Origin of the sequence: Corynebacterium sp. HMSC078A10, assembly GCF_001811565.1 — a bacterium.
GTDB classification, from domain to species: Bacteria; Actinomycetota; Actinomycetes; order Mycobacteriales; family Mycobacteriaceae; genus Corynebacterium; species Corynebacterium hesseae.
On sequence record NZ_KV805226.1, the window covers coordinates 118,013 to 136,010 of the forward strand.

At 58.7% G+C, this 17,998-nt stretch carries 16 protein-coding genes and 1 tRNA gene; 7 read left to right on the forward strand and 10 right to left on the reverse strand.

Going from position 1 to position 17,998, the window contains the following annotated elements; translation table 11 throughout:
* Positions 1-66: 66 nt before the first annotated feature.
* Genes HMPREF2808_RS10995 through HMPREF2808_RS11010 form a run of 4 tightly spaced genes read right to left on the reverse strand, consistent with a single transcriptional unit; the run spans position 67 to position 2,835 of the window.
* Positions 67-366 (reverse strand): DUF202 domain-containing protein, encoded by a 300-nt coding sequence (locus tag HMPREF2808_RS10995; RefSeq protein ID WP_070624666.1) that lies wholly within the window; start codon positions 364-366, stop codon positions 67-69.
* The gene (locus HMPREF2808_RS11000; RefSeq protein ID WP_010188385.1) at positions 363-725 is read right to left on the reverse strand and encodes a YidH family protein; all 363 of its coding nucleotides are present in this window, start codon (positions 723-725) and stop codon (positions 363-365) included. Before HMPREF2808_RS11000 ends, HMPREF2808_RS10995 begins: the two co-directional genes overlap by 4 nt.
* Before the next feature lie 60 nt (positions 726-785).
* A complete protein-coding gene (locus tag HMPREF2808_RS11005) occupies positions 786-1,469 on the reverse strand; it encodes a potassium channel family protein (RefSeq protein ID WP_070624669.1) in 684 nt (227 codons plus the stop codon).
* 1 nt (position 1,470) lies between these two features.
* Entirely contained in the window at positions 1,471-2,835 is a 1,365-nt protein-coding gene (locus HMPREF2808_RS11010; protein WP_070624671.1) for a TrkH family potassium uptake protein, read from the reverse strand.
* A gap of 181 nt (positions 2,836-3,016) precedes the next feature.
* Between HMPREF2808_RS11010 and HMPREF2808_RS11015 the strand changes: the two genes are divergently transcribed.
* The gene (locus HMPREF2808_RS11015; RefSeq protein WP_070624673.1) at positions 3,017-4,360 is read left to right on the forward strand and encodes an MFS transporter; all 1,344 of its coding nucleotides are present in this window, start codon (positions 3,017-3,019) and stop codon (positions 4,358-4,360) included.
* A 3-nt stretch (positions 4,361-4,363) separates the two neighbouring features.
* Here HMPREF2808_RS11015 and HMPREF2808_RS11020 read toward each other — a convergent pair whose 3' ends face one another.
* Together HMPREF2808_RS11020 and HMPREF2808_RS11025 are read right to left on the reverse strand one after the other, a co-directional pair.
* Positions 4,364-6,412, reverse strand: coding sequence for a YhgE/Pip domain-containing protein (locus HMPREF2808_RS11020; RefSeq protein WP_070524600.1), 2,049 nt, complete (start codon positions 6,410-6,412; stop codon positions 4,364-4,366).
* Entirely contained in the window at positions 6,412-8,952 is a 2,541-nt protein-coding gene (locus HMPREF2808_RS11025; RefSeq protein ID WP_070624675.1) for a YhgE/Pip domain-containing protein, read from the reverse strand. Before HMPREF2808_RS11025 ends, HMPREF2808_RS11020 begins: the two co-directional genes overlap by 1 nt.
* A 174-nt stretch (positions 8,953-9,126) precedes the next feature.
* Between HMPREF2808_RS11025 and HMPREF2808_RS11030 the strand changes: the two genes are divergently transcribed.
* From HMPREF2808_RS11030 to HMPREF2808_RS11050, 5 genes are all read left to right on the forward strand, one after another.
* Positions 9,127-10,311 carry an Nramp family divalent metal transporter gene (locus HMPREF2808_RS11030; RefSeq protein WP_011272788.1) on the forward strand — a complete coding sequence of 395 codons (1,185 nt, stop codon included), beginning with the start codon at positions 9,127-9,129 and terminating at the stop codon, positions 10,309-10,311.
* A 20-nt stretch (positions 10,312-10,331) separates the two neighbouring features.
* Positions 10,332-10,721: an NUDIX hydrolase gene (locus tag HMPREF2808_RS11035; RefSeq protein ID WP_070564201.1), complete on the forward strand. Its 390-nt coding sequence runs from the start codon at positions 10,332-10,334 to the stop codon at positions 10,719-10,721.
* Positions 10,722-10,783: 62 nt separating this feature from the next.
* Positions 10,784-11,359 carry a TetR/AcrR family transcriptional regulator gene (locus HMPREF2808_RS11040; protein ID WP_005292598.1) on the forward strand — a complete coding sequence of 192 codons (576 nt, stop codon included), beginning with the start codon at positions 10,784-10,786 and terminating at the stop codon, positions 11,357-11,359.
* The gene (locus tag HMPREF2808_RS11045) at positions 11,356-11,718 is read left to right on the forward strand and encodes a DoxX family protein (RefSeq protein ID WP_049157746.1); all 363 of its coding nucleotides are present in this window, start codon (positions 11,356-11,358) and stop codon (positions 11,716-11,718) included. The genes HMPREF2808_RS11040 and HMPREF2808_RS11045 overlap by 4 nt, the downstream gene beginning before the upstream one ends.
* Before the next feature lie 179 nt (positions 11,719-11,897).
* Positions 11,898-12,179: a TA system VapC family ribonuclease toxin gene (locus HMPREF2808_RS11050; protein ID WP_083309065.1), complete on the forward strand. Its 282-nt coding sequence runs from the start codon at positions 11,898-11,900 to the stop codon at positions 12,177-12,179.
* 496 nt (positions 12,180-12,675) lie between these two features.
* Here HMPREF2808_RS11050 and HMPREF2808_RS13400 read toward each other — a convergent pair whose 3' ends face one another.
* The 4 genes from HMPREF2808_RS13400 to HMPREF2808_RS11065 form a co-directional block, all read right to left on the reverse strand.
* Positions 12,676-13,371 (reverse strand): chymotrypsin family serine protease, encoded by a 696-nt coding sequence (locus HMPREF2808_RS13400; RefSeq protein WP_141745871.1) that lies wholly within the window; start codon positions 13,369-13,371, stop codon positions 12,676-12,678.
* A 344-nt stretch (positions 13,372-13,715) separates the two neighbouring features.
* Entirely contained in the window at positions 13,716-14,375 is a 660-nt protein-coding gene (locus tag HMPREF2808_RS11055; protein WP_070510733.1) for a hypothetical protein, read from the reverse strand.
* A gap of 817 nt (positions 14,376-15,192) precedes the next feature.
* Positions 15,193-15,281: transfer RNA gene (locus HMPREF2808_RS11060), tRNA-Ser, on the reverse strand.
* A 45-nt stretch (positions 15,282-15,326) separates the two neighbouring features.
* Positions 15,327-16,481: a PucR family transcriptional regulator gene (locus tag HMPREF2808_RS11065; RefSeq protein WP_070624677.1), complete on the reverse strand. Its 1,155-nt coding sequence runs from the start codon at positions 16,479-16,481 to the stop codon at positions 15,327-15,329.
* Positions 16,482-16,594: 113 nt separating this feature from the next.
* On the opposite strand from HMPREF2808_RS11065, the gene HMPREF2808_RS11070 reads away from it, so the two are divergent.
* The gene (locus HMPREF2808_RS11070; RefSeq protein ID WP_246818575.1) at positions 16,595-17,992 is read left to right on the forward strand and encodes an amino acid permease; all 1,398 of its coding nucleotides are present in this window, start codon (positions 16,595-16,597) and stop codon (positions 17,990-17,992) included.
* Positions 17,993-17,998 lie beyond the last annotated feature (6 nt).

The window sequence follows — 17,998 nt, forward strand, 5'->3', positions numbered from 1 at the left end:
GCCAAGCGCTTGCCGACGCCCCACCACCCACCAGGGAGTTTCGGGATCGAGGTCTGGAGGTTTGCGCTACCAGATAGCGGCGAAGGCCACCGCGCCGAGGAGCATCGTCCCCAGCGCAACGGCAGCGAGCGCTGGGGCACCGGGGAGGGCAGGTGATCCGGCCCGAGCCAGGATCTCATCAGCATGGCGCAGCTTGGCGGTGGCCAGCCACAGCACCACGGCCACCACTACCCCAACGATCACGGCCGCCCATGGAGCGATGGAACGCACGACGAGCAAGCCAGCAACAAGGCCCGCAAGCCCCGTGCGCTGCCAGGCTAAGCGGGTGCGCTCGGGTTGGAGGCCGGGATCAAAAAGCTCGCTCACGCTAGCAGCTCGCCCACCAGAATCATCAAGCCGATGATGATGACTACACCAACAATCAACGCCAACGCCGGGCTTGCCGGGAGCGGACGCGCATGGCGCATCGCGCGCTCGGAGGCACCCCAGTGAAACCACGCCACCGCCGGCAGGACGATGGCCACGATCAGCATGATGACAGAGACAACGCGAGTCAGCGTGGTGTTCAGCGGCAACTCGAAGGTCTCCAGCGCCACGCCACCGGCGATAAAGGCCAAGGACGTGCGGATCCAGGCCAAGAACGTGCGCTCATTAGCCATGCTGAAGCGCGGATCAGGTTCCTCCCCTGTTCCATACACCGAGCCCGGGAAACGTGCCTTCGTCATAGGCGCTACTGTAGCGCCCCGCTCCTAACTCCACAGCGCGAGGCACCCCGAGCGCGGCGCCTAAGACTGCGAGAAGGCCTCGAGATCTCCGGGACTACCGGCGACGACGATGAGGTCGCGGTGGGTGAGCTCGGTGCCGTCGTCAAGCGGGCGCCACTGCCCCGGCCCCTGACAGCGGGAGATGAGCTGGACGTTGTGCTCTTCCCACACCTTGTGAAGGTTGAGAGGGCCCTTGCTTATCGACGCCGGCGGGGTCATCGCCGTCACGCCATAATCGGTGGCGATCTCCGCGAAATCCTCGAAGCGCCCGCCCAGCAGGTGTGCCACGCGGCGGCCCGTATCGCGCTCCGGGCGGATCACGTGGTGCACTCCGAGTTGGCGCAGGATGCGGGCATGAGCATCTGAATCGGCCTTGGCCCAGATATCGCTCACCCCGAGCTCCACGAGGTTGGAGGCGGTAAGGATGGAATCCTCCAGATCCGAACCGATGGCCACGACCACGCGCTCTACCTCATCGACGCCGAGCTGGCGGAGGGCCTCGGCGTCGGTAGTATCGGCGGTCACCGCCTCGGTGAGGTACGCGGCGTGCTCGCGCACGTGTTTCTCCTCAGCATCGATACCGAGGACTTCCACGCCATGCTCCATCAGCTCGCGAGCCAGGGAAGAACCAAACCGACCCATGCCAATGACGACGACCGGCGGGATATTAATGGAAGACTTTTCACGCCGCAGGGCGCTGAACATGTTAACCAATGAACGGCCTTTCTTCTGGGTAGCGGTAGCGCAGGGTAATGGTCCGGGCGGCCAGTGCCGCCACGAAGGTGGTGGGGCCTACGCGGCCAACGTACATGATGAGGCACAGCATGAGCTGTGATGGTGCGGACAAACTTGCGGTAATACCCGTGGACAAACCCACGGTGGCGAAGGCAGACATGACTTCGAATGTGACCTGGTCCGCGGTGAACTCGGGGTCCCAGATGCGCAGCGTTGCCACGCCGAGGGCCACGACCACCATTCCGGCGGCCGTGAGCGCGAGGGCTTGGCGGAAGGTGGACAGCGGCAGGCGCCGGTGCCCGATGGAGGTGTCCTCCCGGCCCAAGAATTCCGAGATCATCGCGGCGCCCAGAACGCATGTGGTGGTGACCTTGATGCCGCCCGCAGTACCGGCGGAGCCACCGCCGATAAACATCAAGATGTCCGTCACCATCAACGTCAACGGGTGCGCCTCACCGTAATCAATAGCGTTAAAACCTGCCGTCCGGGGCGAAGCGCTCATGAAGAAGGCGTTGATGAGCTTCTGGCCCAACGGCATCCCGTTCAGCACACCGGAGCCCTCAGAGAGGAAGAAGATCACGGTGCCACCCAGCAACAAGAACGCGGTGGCGCCCAGCGTCATCCGGGCGGTCATGGACATGCGGTGAATGCGCGGCGTGCCGCCGCGCCAGCGCGTTAGCCGTGCGCGGGCCCGTCGCACGAACTCCGCCAGCATGGGATAGCCCAAGCCACCCGTAATCAGGGCGAAGGCGAGAGGAATCAGAATCCAGCCATCGGCGGCAAAGGAAACGACGCTATCGGAATAGGTACTAAACCCGGCATTATTGAAGGCCGAAATAGCGTGAAAAACTCCTTCCCACACCGCGCGTCCTGGTGCCACGCCGTGTTCGGTGGCTAGGCGCACACCGATGAACACGGCAACTGTGGCCTCACAGATCAGGGTCATGACCAAGGTGAGCAAAAGAGCGCGGCGAATGCCACCAGAAGCCACAGCACGGCCTTCCGCAGCCATGGTCCGGCGGGCTTTGAAGCTGATGCGACCAGTCAACAACATGCCTGATAACGATGCCAGGCTCATAATGCCGAGGCCGCCCAGCTGGATGAGCGCGATGATGACCGCTTGGCCGAAAGGCGTCCAATAGGTACCGGTGTCCTCCACTACGAGGCCCGTCAAAGAAACCGCCGAGGTAGCCGTAAAGAGTGCCGGCAGGAACGGGGTCCACTGCGGAACGTTGGCGGAAATCGGCAGCATCAGCAGCAGCGTTCCCACGAGGATGAGGAGGATAAAGCCCGCGGCGGTGAGCCGAGCTGGGCCCAGGAAATGACCGCGTTTCACAGCGCTTCACACTACGCTTCACGCCCTCTCAAGTCACCCCCATTGCCTGTGAATTTGCCGGCAATTTTATTAGTTCACCTTTTGTAATAAATAGCACTAAGAGTAGCTTCCCAATAGACAATTACACGACAGGTATTAGGAACGAATCGGCCCTTTACCCGGATACGAAAGCGAGGCCACCATGGATCATAAAGCGACCACACACACGGCGGACGGCGCTGAAGCTGCCAAACCAAGAATCGAATGGCCAACCATCAAGGCTATCCTCGCCGCTTCCAGCGGAAACCTTGTGGAATGGTTTGATTTTTATATCTACGCCTTCTTCAGCGTCTATTTTGCAGATCAGTTCTTCAGCGGCACCGGCGAAACCGGTGCGCTCATGAAGTCTGCGGGCGTCTTCTTTATCGGGTTCCTCATGCGCCCCATCGGCGGCTATGTCTTCGGGCGCATCGCCGACCGCTACGGCCGCAAGCGCTCAATGCTGATCGCAATCATCATGATGTGTGCCGGCTCCCTCCTCTTTGCGGCCTTACCCACCGCGGCGACCGTTGGTGCCTGGGCCCCAGTGCTGATGCTCATCGTGCGCTGCATCCAGGGACTCTCCGTGGGTGGTGAGTACGGAGCAACGGCCACTTACATGTCGGAGATTGCTTCCTCAGGACGCCGCGGCTTCTACTCCTCCTTCCAATACGTCACGCTCATCGGCGGGCAATTGCTGGCCAGCCTCCTCGCCGTCATCATGACCTCCACGCTGGGAGAAGAAGCAATCACAAATGGGTGGTGGCGCCTGCCTTTCGTAATCGGTGCACTCGCCGCTGTGGTAAGCCTCTGGCTACGAAACGGTCTTGAAGAAACGACGTCGAGCACCGAGCGCAGTGAGGAGGGAGCCGGAACACTTCGCCAACTCATGCAGCACCCGCGCTCGTTCTGGGTCGTCCTTGGTATTACCGCAATCGGCTCACTGACCTTCTACACCTACACCACATACATGCAGAAGTTCCTCATCAATACGGGTGGTTTTGCCAAAGGCGACGTTGCCCGGACGATGACAGTATGCCTCTTCGTCTTTATGATCCTGCAGCCGCTGACAGGCTTGCTTTCTGACAAGATCGGCCGCAAGAACACCATCCTCATTTTCGGTGTGGCATCCACGGTCGGCACCATCCCCGCCTTCATGCTCCTGGAAGCCCAATCCACTCTGATCGGCGCCGGGGCAGTCATCATTCTCATCTTCGTCTTCGAAAGCGGCTACACCTCGATTTCCGGAATTCTCAAAGCCGAGATGTTCCCCACCTACATCCGCGGCCTCGGCGTGGGATTCACCTACGCCGTAGGCAACTCGCTCTTCGGCGGCTCGGCCGAATACGTCGCTCTGGGTCTAAAGAACGCCGGTCATGCTAACGCCTTCCCCATTTATGTCACTGTCATGGCGGCGCTGGGTGTGGTTGCCATGCTCTTCCTACATGACAGCCGCACTCACTCCACAATCGACAACCCCGAAAGCAGCGCCTACGCCAAGAAATAGGCGCTACATCAGCTTGGTCTTGTCCAAGGTCTCCACCCAGCCGTTGGTGAATTTCTCCAACGGCTTGTGGAAGACCACGCCCAGAACAAGCATCGGTACAGCAAAGAGCAGCAGGCACAGCAACGCCAGCCAGTAATCACCGTGGTAGGTTCCGGCGATAGCCGCGCGGAAAGCACGGATGGTATAGGTCGCCGGCAGCCACGGGCTAATGTTCTGGAACCAGTCCGGGAGCACCTGCAAGGGGTAGGCACCGCCCGACGACGATACTTGGACCACCAGCATGAGCACCGCTAGGGCCTTGCCCGCGTTGGCGAAGGACACCACGAAGGTGTAGCAAATCAGCATAAAGATGAGCGAGCTAACCCAGCCCGCCAACAGCATGAGAATCGGGTGCGCGGGCTCAATGCCCACGAAGAAGATGAGGCCCAGAATCAGCATCGTCGACTGCACGAGGCCAACCGCGGCAAACATTCCGAAGCGGCCGAAGAAGCGCTGCATCGGCGAATATGTATCCTTATCCACCACATCCGTGCGCACGCTCACCGCAGTCAGCAGCGCGCCGACCCACAGCGCCAGCGCCGTGTACATGGGTGTCATGCCGGCACCGAAACTCTTGACTGGGTAGACCGCTTGCCTGTCGACGTCCACCGGAGCCGCAATCGCGTGCGCCAGAGCGTCCGGATCGGAACCGATGAGGTCCGCCAGCTTCTTCAGGTCACCAGATGCCGCAGCGGAGTCGATATCCTTCCGCAGGTCGCCGAACTTGTTGGCCTTATCCTGCAGGCCAGAGGCGAGCTTCTGTACTGCATCCCGAGCATCCGTCAGGGAAGAGGAATCAATGGTGACGGGAGTCTTCGCGGTATCCAGATCCGCGCTTACCTGGCCCAGGGAATCCTGCAGCGCGCGCAAGGATTCACGCAGACCAGAGGTGGAGATTCCCTCCACTGCCTTCTTGGCATTGTCGATGCTGGAGAGATCCGGCTTCGTGGGTTCGGGAGCATTCGCGGCCGCAGTGAGGCGCGCGTGGAGAGTGCGCTGCGCGTCGATGGCCTCCTCGATACGGCTGAGCGCCTTCTCTTTATCCCCGGCAGGAATTGGCAGGGCCTCAATGTGGCCGTGCAGGTTCTGATACTGGGCAATGGTGCCTTCTACCTGGCCGGCCAAGGTGTTGAGCGCGGCGACGCGGTCGGCGCGGGAGGCGGAGGCGTCGGCGTAAAGCGCATCAATGCGTTGGCGCACCACGTCATAACTAGCGCTGGTGGCATCGAGCGATTGCTGCAGCGCATCCGTGGACACGTTCAGTGAGGAAGACTGAATCTCCGGCAGCTTCAGGTCCGCCGAGTCCGCAATGCGCTGGGCGCTTTCCATGAGCGGAACCGCAGTATCCACGAGGCCAGCGAGGGAACGCGCGGTACGCGCCGCCATATCCAGCTGAGTCTGCACGCCATCCGCGCGCGCCTGCATCCGGTCCAATACAGCCTTGGTATCGCCCTTGCTCAAGAAATCGGAGAGTGAGGTGACCAGATCGAAGGACACGTTACCGACCGTCGTCGTGAAAGCCTCGGCAACCTGGGCTGACACCCCCTCTGCGCCTTGACCGGTGATCTTCGGCGCCAGCGCGTTCTTCTTCTCATTCATGTAGAAGGACAAATCCGCGGGCTGGGAACCATCCGTGTAGAAGTTCATCATGTCGGTACTGAAATCTTCGGGGAGCACGATGGCTGCGTAATACTCGCCGGACTTGGTACCTTCAATCGCCTCATCAGAGGTGGTCACAACCCAATCCAGCTGATCGTTCGCGCGCAGCTCATTGAGTACTTGGTCGCCAACGTTGATGGGCACCGGCAAAAGATCGCTCTCATAGCCGGTGTCCTTGCTGGCCACCGCCACCTTGAGCTGGCTGGTGTTATCAAAGGGATCCCAGCTAGCCAACACGTTAAACCACGTGAACAGCATCGGAATGACGACGAGACCCACGAGCATCACCGCGCTCATCACGTTGCGGCATGCGGTGCGGATATCGTTGAGGAAAAGATCGAGTGTTCCACGCATTAGTTATCCCCCTCCGTGGACTCTGCGCCGATGCGGGACGGATGAATAAGGTCATCTTCATCCAGCGTCACGAGCTCCGCGGACTGCTTCAGACTGATGCGCAGGTATTCCAGGGTGACCGCGGCGACAATGATGAGGAAGCACCACGCCGTCCAAATACCCAAGAGCAACGGCTTCTGGTCGGGCAAGAGGCCCGAGACGATGATGAGGATGACCACGCCGATAACGCCCGCGATGGCCACCATCTTGAGCCAATAGCCCCAGTTATGAGCGCGGCGGTCCAAATCCCTCTTGAGGCCACTGCGGCTATCCAGCGCCTGGATGACGTCCGCGATGCGGTAGCCGGAGCCCACAACCTGCACGTTTTCATAGTCGAAGAGTTCGGTGTCCCGCAGCTCGCGATTGAAGATGACGTTGAAGTGCGCCAACGCCTTGCGCAGTAGAAGACCGAAGACGAAGAAGAGAATGAACATGAAGGCGAGCACGCCCATCTTCTTGAAGTAATGGTTGCCGTAGAACCCGCCGATGGTTTCGCGCATGGCGTCAATGCCGTACGTGAACGGAAGCAGCGGGTAGATGCTGTGGAAGAAGCTGGGCAGCAGCTCAATCGGGTACAGGCCCGACGCACCTGGAATCTGAATGATGGCAAAGACCACGCAGAGGCCGCGGCCGAGGTGACCCAGAGACGTCGACAACCCATAGATAATGCTCAAGTAGGCCAGCCCCACGAGCACGCCCGTCAGAATGAAGGCAGGCGCGTTCACGGTCTGCACGCCGATGAGCAGATCACCCACGGTCACCGTGACGGCCTGGATGATGACCATCAGGGCCATGAGGAGGAAGCGGCCCAAGTAGGCCTGGCCCACCGTGATGCGGTCGAAGCCCTCCTTATCGACCTCAACCCGGAAGATCACCATGAGGACGAAGGCACCAATCCACAGAGAGAGGTTAGTAAACAGCGCCGCCATGGCGGAGCCGTAGCTGTCCACCGGGTACACGGTTTCGGTCTTCAGCTCGATGGGCTCCGCAAAGAATTTACCGATTTCTTCCGCGTCCAGCCCGGTGACATTTTGAACGACTTTGGAGTTCATCGCGGCACGCAGCGAACCCACATCGCCCTGCATAGCGCGCAGGCTGTCCTGCAGGGCCAGGAGGTTGGTATCGAAATCGGACAAGGTGTCCTTCGTGGCGCGCAGCTGCTGGGCCACGCCGTCCAGGAGACCATTGGCCTCCTGCATGGTTCCCTTCTGAGCTTCCAGGGTGGAGCTCAAAGCACTCGCCATGGAGCTCAGATTGCTCATGGCACGGTTGATTTCGGGCACAGCGGTGGTCACGGTATCGCGCAGCGTTTGCGAGGTGGCCTTGGTATCTGCCGCCGCCTGGTTGATGGCCTCCGCACTTGCCTGCACGTTGTCCGCTGCGGCCTGGGTATCCTTGCTCAGCGCATTCAGGTTCCCCACCAGCTGGCGGTTGGATTCATTGCCCTCATCGAGGCGCTGGATGGCGTCATCGATCTCCTTGGCCACCTGCGGTGAAAGCGTTGCGGAATCGCGCAACGCCTTAAGCTGCGCAATCGATTCCGCACTCGCGTCAATAGCAGTGTTCGCCCGTTGCGTGGCGTAATCGAAACGGTCACCGGCCTGGTTCAGGCCAGCTGTGACATCCGCAATGGATTCCTGCGCCTGTGCGATGCCGTCTGCCACCGCACTTGCGCCACTGACGAAGGCACCGGTGGTCTGGTCGGTGAAGTCACCGATGCCCCCTTGGGCCTGCTCGACTAGGGAGGAGACCTCGGCGAGGGCTGTTTGGGCGTCGCCCAGCGCAGCACTCACATCAGCCACCGTGGACTTGGCGCCCAACGTGGAATCAGCAGCGGCGTCAAGCTTTCCCTGGATCCGCGCGAGGTTCTCACGGTTACCGTCAATCTCCTGCGCGGTCTCCCCGAACGCGGAGCTGGTGTTGTTCATCGCCCGCGTGACTTTTCGCTCGAAGTCAGTACCGGTGTCCTTGACGTTCTCCGCCGCGACGGTGGCCACCTGCTCCTTGAAGGCCGCCGTGATCTGCTTGTCCAGACCTTTGGCACCGGTATCCGTAATCTTCACGGCGATGGCGTTGTTCTTCTCGTTGACGCGGTAAACCAGTTGCGGCTGCGTGAACTTCCCGTCGAGCATGCTCACGAGGTTCTCGCTGAAGTCCTCAGGAATCGTCACCGAGGCATACACGTCTCCCTCTAAAAGGGCTTTCTCGGCTTCGTCGCGCTCGAGGAATTGCCAGCCTAGCTGGTCATTCTTTTTGAGTTTCTCAATGACCTCGCTGCCGACATCTATCTTCCCCGTCAGCTCGTTGTTAGCACCCTTATCCTCGTTGACCACGGCCACCTTGATGTTGTTGGTATGGCCGTAGGGGTCACGAAAAGCCGCGATGTTCACCCATGAATACAACGCGGGGGTGATGATAAGCCCGATGAGGATGATCCACGCCCTGGGGACGCGGCCAAGCCTGGCTACATCTCTAATAAAAATCTTCCAACTTTGGCGCACTGAAGGCAGTGTACCCGTTGAAGCTTCGAGTCTCTAACCTGCCGAAATACATAAAGTAATTTAAATAATTAACAAATAAACTTTAACATGGTTTGCCGGATCAAACCCCTGGCTTGAACATATGGCGATGAAAACTAGACTTCAAGTAGTTGAACTTTTGGTATGGAGATGCCTATGCGTAAGACCTTAATCAGCCTCACCGGCCCCGCCTTCGTTGCTGCAGTGGCTTACGTCGACCCCGGCAACGTAGCCGCCAACATCAGCGCCGGCTCCCACTACGGCTACCTCCTGGTGTGGGTACTCGTCGTGGCCAACCTCATGGCCATGTTCATCCAGTACCACTCCGCCAAACTGGGCCTAGTCACCCACCGCTCCCTGCCGGAAATCATGGGCGAGCGTCTCTCCCGCCGCGCGCGCCTAGGCATGTGGGCCCAGGCCGAGCTCATCGCCGCGGCCACCGACCTCGCCGAAGTCATCGGCGGCGCCATTGCCCTGCAACTCCTCTTCAACCTCCCCCTGTTCGCGGGCGCGCTCATCATCGGCGCGGTCTCCATCATTCTCCTCATCTTCCAGAAGAAGAACCAGTGGTTCGAGGGGCTTGTCATCGGCCTGCTCCTGGTCATCTGCATCGGCTTCCTTGCCGGCCTCGCCATCGCCCCGCCCGACCCCGCCGACGTGGCCGGCGGCCTCATCCCCCGCCTAGAGGGCAAGGACAGCATCCTGCTGGCCGCCTCCATGTTGGGCGCCACCGTCATGCCGCACGCCATTTACCTACACTCCTCCCTGACCAAGCAGCGCTACCCCGACCTGGAAATCCCCCACGTGCTGGCCGGCACCCGCGCGGACATCGCCGTGGCGCTGTCCATCGCCGGGCTCGTCAACGTGGGCCTGCTGGTCCTGGCGGGCTCGGCCCTCTACGGCGTGGACGGCACAGAGACCATCTCCGGGGCCCACACGGCGATTGCCAGCCACCTCGGCCCGCTGGCCGGCGTTCTCTTCGCCATCGGCCTGCTGGCCAGCGGCCTCGCCTCGACGTCAGTGGGCGCCTACGCCGGCTCCGAAATCATGGACGGCCTGCTTCACATCAAGGTCCCCCTACTAGTCCGCCGCCTGGTCACGCTCATCCCGGCGCTGGTCATCATCGGCTGCGGGGTCGACCCCACTATGGCACTGGTGGTCAGCCAGGCACTTCTTTCCCTGGGCATCCCCTTCGCCATCATCCCGCTTTTCCGCTATGCCGGCTCCCGGGACGTCATGGGTGAGTTCGCCGCGAAACCCTGGTCTATGGCCGTGGGCTGGACGCTTGCCGCGCTGGTCATCGCACTCAATCTCGCCCTCGTGCTCCTGCCGCTGCTCTAGGCCGTCTACAATCAGCAGCCATGATTGAAGTAGCAGCCGTCGTCATCCGCAACCCACAAGGCCACGTGCTTACCGTGCGCAAGAAGTCCTCCACCAAGTACCAACTGCCCGGCGGCAAGCCCGAGGCGGGCGAGGCGCTTGTCGACGCCGCCCTGCGCGAAGTTGCCGAAGAAGTAGGCCTCACCCTCGACGCCGAGAGCCTCAACAAACTCGGCACCTTCGACGCTCCCGCCGCCAACGAACCGGGCGAGGTCGTCGTCGGCACCATCTTCACCTACACCCGCACCGTCACCACCGACGAACCCCACGCCGCCGCCGAAATCGGGGACACCGCCTGGGTCAACCCAGCAGCCCCCGACCGCGAGCTTGCACACCTGCTGCGCGACCGCGTCTTCCCCACGCTGGCCTAGCGCCAACTGTCAACACTTCGGCGTCATTGACCTCGAAACCATCAAGAGCTACCCTTTTGAACATGTTCACTGAACACGTTCACTCATCGCGCTCGGCCGCCAAAGCTGGCACCGTCAGCAAGGTCCTAGCCACCGCCTACGAACTCTTCCTCACTCAGGGCTACGCCACCACCAGCATCCGGACTATCGCATCCGAAGCTGGCGTTAGCGTGGGAACCGTCATGGGAGTCGGCGACAAACAAACGCTGCTCATCCGCACCATTGGCCAACACATTTCAGAACTCCACGATGACATCCGGGGACAATCCGATAGCCTTCTCGATGTCCTGAGACCTTTCCTCCAGATGTTTACCGGCCACGAAGAGCTCTCCCGCGCCTTTGGCGCAGCACTCATCCAACAAGGCAATCAAGGCGAAGCGCTCACCGCACTCAAAACGCTCCTGACCGATGAAATCACCCTGCGACTCGGCACCAGGCTCAGCAGCGCCGATGCGGCCGAGTACGCCGACCTGCTGTACAACGTCTACCTCGGCTTACTCATCGGCTGGGCCGCCGGAATCTACGACACCGAGCACCTCACATCCCAAGCCGCCTCATCGATCGAACGCCTCAACACCGCATTCGGAGTAACCCAATGATCCTAGAATCTTCCCCAGCCTGGCCCTCCCTTCTACTAGCAGCCATTCTGCTTGGCGACGCCGCCCTCTCCCTCAAACCAGTCCCCTTCATCGAAGCCTGCCTCAGCGGCGTCAAACTCCCCAAGGACTGGTGGTGGGCGCTCATTGTCATCAAGTGCCTCGCCGCCGTAGGACTCATTGCCGGCCTCTGGTTCCCCGGCGTAGGAATCACAGCCATGATTGGAGTCATCGCCTATTTCTGCGCGGCCGCAGCAGCCCATGTCCGCGCCCACTTCCTCGGTAGCGCATTCTGGATCAACTGCTTAGGCATGCTCGCATTCTCCATCGGAGTACCGATCCTGACGCTCGCACTGACTTAAGACACCAGTCAACCATTCACGGCTTCCAGAAGGAAGATGCATCATCGCACCTATTGATTGATGACTTGATGCTTTCTACCCTAAAGGTATGCACACCAGGATAAACCTCCCCTCCTTCGATTGCGGCGGACCAGCTCTAGTTGATCTCAGCGACAAAGAAGCCGTATGGGCGGTGCTCGATGATCATTCCTGATGTCAACATTCTCGTTTATGCCTTCCACTCCGCAGCACCACAACATAAACCCGCTCAGCAGTGGTTAAGTGGTGCGCTGAATCGGCATGAAACAATTGGGCTCCTGGATGTTGTGGCAACGGGCCTTGTTCGAGTTATGACCAACCACAAGCTATTCCACAAACCACTAACCGCCCAGCAAGCACTGACTGCACTCAATACCATTTTAGCGGCCCCAAACGGGCACTCTTTTGAGCTCCAGCCCAGGGACCTGGACAACCTTCACTGAACTGGTGCGCTTGCACAAGCTTAAAGCCAGCGACATCCCTGATGCCTGGATAGCCGCGTCCGTAATAGAAGAAGAAGCAACCTTACTGAGCCAAGATCAGGGCTTTGCCCGCTTCCGAGAGCTGCGCTGGCACCCGCTTCTAGAATGACAACAACAAACGCAGATCCCGAGCCACCGGTGAACGATGACTAGGGTTCTATAAGTTGAAGCAGCGAAATCAAGCAATCAATAAACCGACAAGCCCTCGACTAAAGCGACAAAATTAACGCACTCTAAAACTTCTCGATGTTAGGACAAGGACTAGTATTGAGGCATCTGCCGATGGCGCTACGTCCGCCGACTAACAAAATACACTCGGCAACAACCAACACCGTCCAAATCCGACTCGTCGCTAGCGCAGGAAGTCGTTGAGCAGATTCCGCCTCCTCTTTTGCGTAGCAGCTGCAACTAGTCGTTAGATAAAGCGGAAAATCTCCTAGCAAACAGGCTGTGTAATTTAACCATTTCCTTTACACTCATTAGAAGAAGAGTCTTCAGAGAGTTTTTCCTCCAGGAAAGAAAGCGGCGTGATAGTAGTATCCCCTTTCCCATTGCCGCCTTCAATGAGGGCCACCAATTCTCCTGCAGGATTATAGACAGGGGCGCCTGAATCCCCAGGTTTTGAAGTCATTTGAGCCTTTAGAGTTCGCGCCTGATATTCTCTCCCATTGATGGAAAATGCCTCACAATATAAGTTCTTGTCGTTGACAACCCCATCAATTCTCCCTCCGAGAAAGGTTTTTGCAAAAATAGCTGAAGGTATTTCGATACTTTTATCACTAATTTTATCAGCCCGAAGAACGTAATCTACCGGAGGATCAAGAAGTATTTCTGAAACATCTATCCCTTGGTTACTCCACAAGTAGTTTTCACCAATACTTCCAATACGCCTACCTTTCGAATACACTTCATCCGCACTTTCACCACAATGACCGGCAGTCAAGGCCCGCTGCTGGGAAATGATAGTCACAGAACACGTCACCGCCCCTCGGGGAGGACCCACCTGCACCTCATCTCCACTTTCAATATATGAAAGAGGATCGAAATTCCTCTGTTGAGCAGTAGATATTGATGAAGCCGTGGCCCCAAAAGATACGCTAGCCAGAAAGAAAAGAGCTAGCCTGCCTACTATAGAAATAGTATTTTGTTTCATAACTTAATAAATAATCAATCTAAAACAGAGGCAGGCCCGCTAAAATACCCACCTCTGCTCAGATATTTACTTCTTCCCAGATGGAACAAACACAAGGAAAATGACCAAAATTGCTAGAGCAATCGTGACCCCATACGGCCACTGAAGTTGAGCGGAAAGCATCATCAATAAAACGCCCACAGTGGCCAATATCTTTTTCCACATATTTTACTCTCCAGAACCATTTCTATTCTTGCCAGGCGGCAGATTCTCTTGGACTGTTATCTGAACAATGCAGAAACATCCATATGGCAAAATTCCAATTACCTTTCCCTAAACCCCTTTCTGTTTAGAGGAAGGATAATTTATTGAAAACCAACCCGCTGAGGATATGCATTATGTGTGAAAGCGCCAGCCACAATCGAACCAATGCCATAGTCTGCATACATACCACCGGGCGCAAGACCAGCAATAGCCCCTCCAGTAGCTAGGATTTTGGAAAGAACTGGCTCGGGAATCCAGACTCCAGCGATTGTGACACCGCCACCCACCCGGTTAATCGTCGTTTTAGACAGTAGCACCCTCACATAAGTCCCATGGAATTCAATTCCATTCCGACCCTCTTGAAAGTATGGATCAATGTCATCATCATCAGCGCTCGAAATCTTCGGCCCTTTTTCCCAGAAAGTTATCGAGTCTCCCGCCACCTTCATCTCAAGGTTACTATCAGCCTTGGCCTCGCTGATCCTTTCGTTCTGAGTCTCTACTTCATTTTTGATTTCTTGCAGTTCCTTTTGCGAAAGAGCGCTTTCTGCCTCTCTAGCAATCGCGAATTGGTCTCCCTGAAGGAAAACATAGGAATCTGCTTTTTCCGCAACTTCTGAGGAAACAGAAGACTGAGAGGCATTATTCTGAGTCGACTCAGCGAGGTCAGTCTCAGTACCGGCACTAGCATTGACTGGTGCAAAAACTGTTGCTGCCGCAACCAGCACCACTAAACGCGTAGATTTCTTGAGACGATACATGTCCATAATCCTTTCTAGAAAAGATGGCTGAAAATCGGACACCCCTAGAGTTACATCCAGTAGGGATAATTGGAAGCAAAAGATGTAAAATGTAGACTATTGTATAAACTTCCTCAAGATTTGTTGCGAGGGCGCACAAGAAGGCATATAATCCCTCCCCTTCCCCGCAAACCCTAGTCTTTTGAGACTCGGGTTAACCAGCGCCCCAAAGACTGGTGGTGGGCGCTCATTGTCATCAAGTGCCGCGCAGCCACAGGAGTCATCGACGGACTCTGGTTCCCAAGCGTAGGAATCGCATCCATGTTTTGAGTCATCGCATATTTCTGCGCAGCCTCAGCAGCCCGTGTCCGCGCCCACTTCCTCGACAGTGAATTCTGGATCAACTGCTTAGGCATGCTCGCGCTCTCAACCGGTGTATTGGTCCTGCCGCTAGTGCTGAATTAGGCGACCAAAAATTCTTCGGAACCACCCCTGCCCCATTTCGCCATCAAGCACATTCGCCCGATATTTACTTCTTTTTCATCCCCCACCTCACTATGCCGTTCGTTGCTTTGGGAAGTGGCTGAGGGGAATAGCACTCATGAATTTTGGAAAGAACAAAATATTCGGACAAAGTTCTCATCGGGATCGATGTTCGCGTTACTTTCCACATCCCAAATTGGCTCTTTTAGTAACTCCATGACGCTCCCAGCCAGCACAGATTAAGGTCAGCGCCTTCATTCTAAGTTCCCTGCTCACGGGCTGTCGGCATACGAAGGAACTGAAAACGTAAAATCCCGAGCCACCGGTGAAACGATGACTCGGGTTCTGTAGTTTGCGGAGACGAGAGGATTTGAACCTCCGGACCTACGCAAGTAAGTCAACTCCTTAGCAGGGAGCCCCATTCGGCCGCTCTGGCACGTCTCCAGCGATTCGCAATGAATCGTCCATCACTCTACCTGAGCGCTTCCCCTAGGGACAAAATGGGGCTTCCCTATTCTTTCCCTGAAGCGCCGCATGCAGCTTAAGGGCAACGTAGAGAGCCGCGCAGCGCCAGCCATCATCCAGCACGCCGGGCCCGAGAATCTCGCGGACGCGGTCTAGGCGGTAGTGCAGCGTGGCACGGTGAATGTAGAGTGCAGCGGCGGTCGCAGAGACGTTGCGGGAATACTCAAAGTAGGTCAGCAGAGTGTGCCAGTAGGAGTTGCGGGGGTCGTCGAGAAGCACGGCGGCATCGGGGCTCATCTCCACCACGGTTGCCGGGGTCAGCTCCCACCCGCGCAGCAGCCGCCACGCGCCGGCCTCTTCCCAGCGCAGTGAATCCTGGCCACAAAGCTTGGCCACGTCCGCCATGAGTCGCGCCTGCGGGGCCGTCGGCGCTGAGCCGCGCGCCACAACCTCAGCGCCGGCGACAAGCGCGGCACTCTGCAGCTCCTCCATGAGGGCCTCGGTGTCCTTGCCATCGCGGCGGCACTCAACGAGCACGAGGGAATCGTGGGAATCCGCGACCAAGAAAGGCCGGCGCGCCAACGGTCGGGCAAGTTCCACGGCCACCGCGCGCTGATCACCCTCCACCAGCACGCGATGCACCGTCAGCTCACCATCGTTAGGCAGGAGATCGCGCTCCCGGGCACCCGCCAGCGCGGCCGGATCGCCGGTGAGCACCTCGCGGGCCAACTCGCCGAGCTGTTGGGCGCGGGCGGCGAGAGGAGCATCGCGTTCGTCGATAAGCCTGGCAAGGGGCGCAAGCAATGAATCCAGGCGGGCCAAGGGGACGTCGCCCAGCGCGGGCTCATCGATGATCCACAGGTAGCCTACCAGCCGGTCCTCGTGACGCAGGGGGATGACCACGCGGGGCAGCATGTCATAGCGCGGGTTGGCGGGCAGGCGTACCGGCAGCACAGCCTCCTGGATGCCGAAGCTGAGCATCCACGGGATGGGCTCCGGGGGCGGGGTGCGATTAAGAATGGAGGCCGCCCTGTTCTTATCGATGGCACCGATCTGCGCACTAGCCGCAATCACCGCGATGGCGGGGGTGGTCACCTCAACGGAGCGCTGCAGGATCTGGGCGCATTCGTCGACGATATCCTGGATGCTCGTCAGCTGCGGGGGTGTCACTTTTGACATATGTCAAAGATACTTCCGAATATTGTCTAGTGACAAACAAAACTGTGCTGCGCAATAATCTCCTACAGCTAAATGACCCACGTCACACATATACGTTCATGAAGGGCGTCTACATGACCACAACCAACAATTCCGTCAGGGCACAGGACGTTGTCGCCAGCGATAACACCAGTGCAGACGACGGCCTGCAGCGCGGCATGAAATCGCGCCACCTGCAAATGATCGCCTTCGGCTCGTGCATCGGCACGGGCCTCTTCTTGGGCTCCGGTGCCTCCATCCAGGAGGCCGGTCCCGGCGTTATCGCCGCCTACGCCATCGGCGGCTTCATCATCTTCCTCATCATGCGCATGCTCGGTGAGATGGCCGTGGAGCACCCCGTCGCCGGCTCCTTCAGCGCCTACGCCCGCGAGTACATCGGCCCTATTGCCGGCTTTGTCACCGGCTGGAACTGGTGGTTCACCACCATCGTTGTCGGCATGGTGGAGCTCACCGCTGCGGGCACCATCATGGACTTCTGGTTCCCCGGTATCCCGCACTGGCTCACCGCCCTCGTCGCGCTCGTCATCGTCACCGCCATCAACCTGGTGCACGTCGGCGCCTTCGCCGAGGCGGAGTTCTGGCTCTCCCTCATCAAGGTCGCTGCGCTCATCCTCATGATCGTCGTCGGCGCGGCCATCGTCTTCGGCCTCACCCCGGAGCCTGCCCTTGGGCTAAGCAATATCACCGAGCACGGCGGTTTCTTCCCCAACGGTGCCGCCGGTGTGCTCTTCTCCCTCGTCGCCGTAATTTTCTCCTTCGGCGGCATCATCTCCATCGGCACCGCCGCAGGCGAGGCCCAAGATCCCGCCAAGAGCCTGCCCAAGGCCATCAACAACGTGATCTGGCGCATTCTCATCTTCTACGTCGGCGGCATCGGCATCATCGTGCTGCTCGCCCCGTGGAATGAGCTCGATACCTCCACCTCGCCCTTCGTGCGCGCGCTGAGCACCCTGGGCATTAGTGCCGCGGCCACGGGCCTTAACCTCATCGTGCTCGTCGCTGCCGTCTCCGTGTTCAACACCATGACCTTCTCCGGCGCGCGTATGTTGCGGGATCTCTCCCGCGGCGGCCAAGCCCCGCCCTTCTTCAATTCCGTCAGCGCCAAGGGCGTGCCGGTTCGCGCTCTGCTTTTCAACGCCCTGCTCATGGGCTCGGCCGTGCTACTTAACTTCCTCTTCGAGGGCAAGATCCTGATTGTTCTCCTCGCCATCATCGTCGGCGCGGAGCTCATCTCCTGGTCCGCCATTGCCGTAGCACACCTGAACTTCCGCAAGCGCTGCCCGGACGCGGCCTTCCGCGCGCCCCTCTACCCCATCGCTAACTACCTGTGCTTGGCCTTCTTCGCTCTCGTCATCGTTTTGATGTTCATGTTGCCCGACTACCGCACCGGCGCCATTGTCCTACCCTGTTGGATTGTGACCTTGGCCCTCATCTGGCTGGGCAAGAAGCGCCACGACGCCCGAAACAAATAGAAAGGA